Annotated in this window: 3 protein-coding genes; all 3 read left to right on the top strand. The window is 70.2% G+C overall.

Annotated elements, in window-relative coordinates:
* Window positions 1-331 precede the first annotated feature (331 nt).
* On the top strand, window positions 332-1,174 hold the full coding sequence (locus VF542_RS18435) for an ABC transporter permease (protein WP_408653159.1): 843 nt from the start codon (window positions 332-334) through the stop codon (window positions 1,172-1,174).
* Window positions 1,167-2,009, top strand: a complete 843-nt coding sequence (locus tag VF542_RS18430; RefSeq protein ID WP_408653158.1) for an ABC transporter ATP-binding protein — start codon at window positions 1,167-1,169, stop codon at window positions 2,007-2,009. Before VF542_RS18435 ends, VF542_RS18430 begins: the two co-directional genes overlap by 8 nt.
* Window positions 2,010-2,081: 72 nt before the next feature.
* Entirely contained in the window at window positions 2,082-2,951 is an 870-nt protein-coding gene (locus tag VF542_RS18425) for a class I SAM-dependent methyltransferase (RefSeq protein WP_408653157.1), read from the top strand.
* Window positions 2,952-3,164: the final 213 nt, after the last annotated feature.

The following is a 3,164-nucleotide window of genomic DNA, read 5'->3' as shown; positions in this document are numbered from 1 at the left end:
AGCGCGTCCCCGCCGGGGTCCTCGCCGACCTCCCCAGCCGCCCCGGCGCCGGTCCGGGCCCCGGTCAAGCCGCTCGACGCCGGCTGCATCAACTAGCTGATCAGCCACTTCGCTGCGCTCCTCCCTCGTGCCTCGGTCGATGCTCGCTCAGCCGATCAGCCACTTCGCTGCGCTCCTCCCTCGTGCCCCGGTCGATGCTCGCTCAGCCGTCAACTAGGAGCGGCACGCCCGCGGCGAGCGCATCGGACCGGGCCCGAAACGGCTTGCCGTACCCTCAGGCGATGTGACCAGTGCGACCCCCGTCGGGATAGGGCCCGCTCCTGGTGAGTCTGTGGAAGAGCTGGTAGCCCGCCACCAGTTGCGACGCGCGGGTGCCCGCCCGGGCATCGTCGACTACACCCGGGAACTGTGGGGACGCCGGCACTTCATCGTCGCGTTCTCCACCGCGAACAATGCCGTCGGGTACTCCGCCAGCTTCCTGGGCCAGGCGTGGCAGCTGCTGACCCCGCTGCTCAACGCCGGGGTGTACTACCTGATCTTCGGCGTGCTGCTGCACACCAAGCGCGGCGTGCACAACTACGTCGCCTTCCTGGTGATCGGGATCTTCATCTTCACCTTCACCCAGAGCAGCCTGATCGGAGGCGCCCGGGCGATCAGCGCCAACGTGGGGCTCACCCGGGTGCTGCATTTCCCGCGTGCGGTGCTGCCGGTCTCCTCCACCCTGGTCGCGCTGCAACGGCTGGTCTACTCGCTGATCATCATGCTGCCGATCGTGCTGATCACCGGTGAGCGGCCGCGGTGGCAGTGGCTGCTGCTGGTGCCCGCCATCGCGCTGCAGACGATGTTCTGCCTGGGCCTGGCCTTCTTCATCGCCCGGATCGGCGCCAAGATACCCGACACCTCGCAGTTGCTGCCCTTCCTGATCCGCACCTGGCTCTACGTCTCCGGCGTCTTCTACAGCATCCATGCCTTCGCAGCCGACCACCCGCACTGGGTCAAGGTGGTGCTCGAGGTCAATCCGGGCGCGGTCTACGTCGAAGTGGTGCGGGCAGCGCTGATCGAAGGCCCGCGCGAGAACCACCTGTGGTGGCTGGCGGTGGGCTGGGCGGTCACCGTGCTGGCCGCGGGTTACCTGTTCTTCTGGCAGGCCGAGGAGCAGTACGGACGTGTCTGAGCCAGCCAAGGAGGCCGAACCCACCGTCGTCGTCGACGATGTGCACCTGGTCTACCGGATCACCGGACGGCACGCCTCGGCCGGCGCCCCGGCGGCGTTGAAGCGGCTGGTACAGCGCCAGCCACCGCCGGGCATGCGCGAGGTGCACGCGGTGCGCGGGGTGAGCCTGATCGCCCGGCGCGGCGAGGCGATCGGGCTGATCGGCCCGAACGGTTCCGGCAAGTCCACCCTGCTCCGCGCGATAGCCGGGCTGATGCCGCCGCAGTCCGGCGCGATCTACACCCAGGGCCAGCCGTCGCTGCTCGGCGTGGCGGCGGCACTGATGAACGACATGACCGGCGAGCGCAACGTGGTGCTCGGCTGCCTGGCCATGGGCATGACCCCGGAGGAGGTGAAGCAGCACTACGACGCGATCTGCGAGTTCGCCGGGATCGGCGACTTCATCTCCTTGCCGATGAAGACCTACTCCTCGGGGATGGCGGCCCGGCTGCGGTTCGCGATCGCCGCCGCCAAGTCGCACGAGGTACTGCTGATCGACGAGGCGCTGGCCACCGGCGACGCGGAGTTCCGCCGGCGCAGCGAGGCACGCATCCGGGAGTTGCGCGAGGCCGCCGGAACCGTGTTCCTGGTCAGCCACGGCCTGGGGGTGGTTCGCGAGACCTGCGGGCGCGCCATCTGGCTGGAGAAGGGCCGGATCGTCGCCGACGGCGAGGCCAACGCCGTCGTCGACGCCTACGAGGCCCGGCACGACCCGCAGGCGGTGCAGGAGCGGCTGGCCGCCGCCGCCGCGGGCGGCAAGCTGTGGTCGGCACCCGAGGAGCCGTCCAGCGCCTGACCCCCGGCGACACCGTCGGGCACCGCCCTGGCCGGGCGATATGTTGATCCTTCACTCGACGAGCGAGGGCTGATGAACCGGCACGAATTCCTGACCGCGATCCATGCCAACTACAAGCCGCGCAACTACCTCGAGATCGGGGTCAACGACGGCCGTGGCCTGCAACGCTCGCGGACCAGGACGATCGGCGTGGACCCGGCGTTCAGGATCGTCGTCGAGCTCGAGTGCGACCTCAAGCTGGTCAAGGCCACCAGTGACGACTTCTTCGCCCAGGACGACCCCATCGCGCGGTTCCCCGAGGGCATCGTCGATTTCACCTTCATCGACGGCCTGCACATCTTCGAGTACGCGCTGCGCGACTTCCTGAACGCCGAGCGGCTGTCCGGCCCGAACAGCGTGATCGTCCTGGACGACATGCTTCCCCGGACCGTTGCCGAGGCGGCCCGCGACCGGCACACCCGCGACTGGACCGGTGACGTCTACAAGGTCGGCGCGGTGCTGGAACGCTACCGGCCGGACCTGGTGGTCGTGCCGCTGGACACCGCACCCACCGGGCTGTTGCTGGTCGTGGGCGCCGACCCGGCCAGCACGGTCCTCAAGGACAACTACGACGCGATCCTCGCCGAGTACGTCAGCGAGGATCCGCAGGCCGTCCCCGAGGACATCCTGCACCGCCGGCAGGCCGCCGACCCGGCGAAGGTTGCCTCCTCGCCGATCTGGGAGGAGCTTGCCGCCAACCGCTCCGCGACCTCGCGGCCGGCCGGGATCGAGGCCCTGCGCGAGCTGCGGGGGACGGCGAGCTATGTCTCCAACCCGGCGCCGCCGGTGCCCTGGCCGCCGGTCAAGGCCGGCAAGCCGGCGGCCGAAGCGCGGTCCCGGGCCAACGGCAAGCCGGTTACGTTGGTACGCAGGGTCCGCCGAGCCATCAAACAGCGCCTGTAGCCCCGGGCCGGTGGCGGTCGAGCGGATCCGCCCCGAACGGGAGAGGTTTCGCCTCCGGTGCTGCGCGACCGGATTCCGGGCAACCTGTGGCTGGCCGCGACCGGACCGGCGGCTCAGACCAGCGGCTCAGATCAGCGGTGGCCGGCCGGCCCGGGTCATCCGCCAGACCGTGCGCCACGACATCGGCCGGCGCGGGCCACAGTCCAGCCGGAA

The sequence above is a fragment of the Jatrophihabitans sp. genome, from assembly GCF_036389215.1.
Taxonomy (GTDB): Bacteria; Actinomycetota; Actinomycetes; order Mycobacteriales; family Jatrophihabitantaceae; genus Jatrophihabitans_A.
The sequence above is the reverse complement of the archived record's forward strand: the minus strand, read 5'-3'. Positions and strand labels throughout refer to the sequence as shown.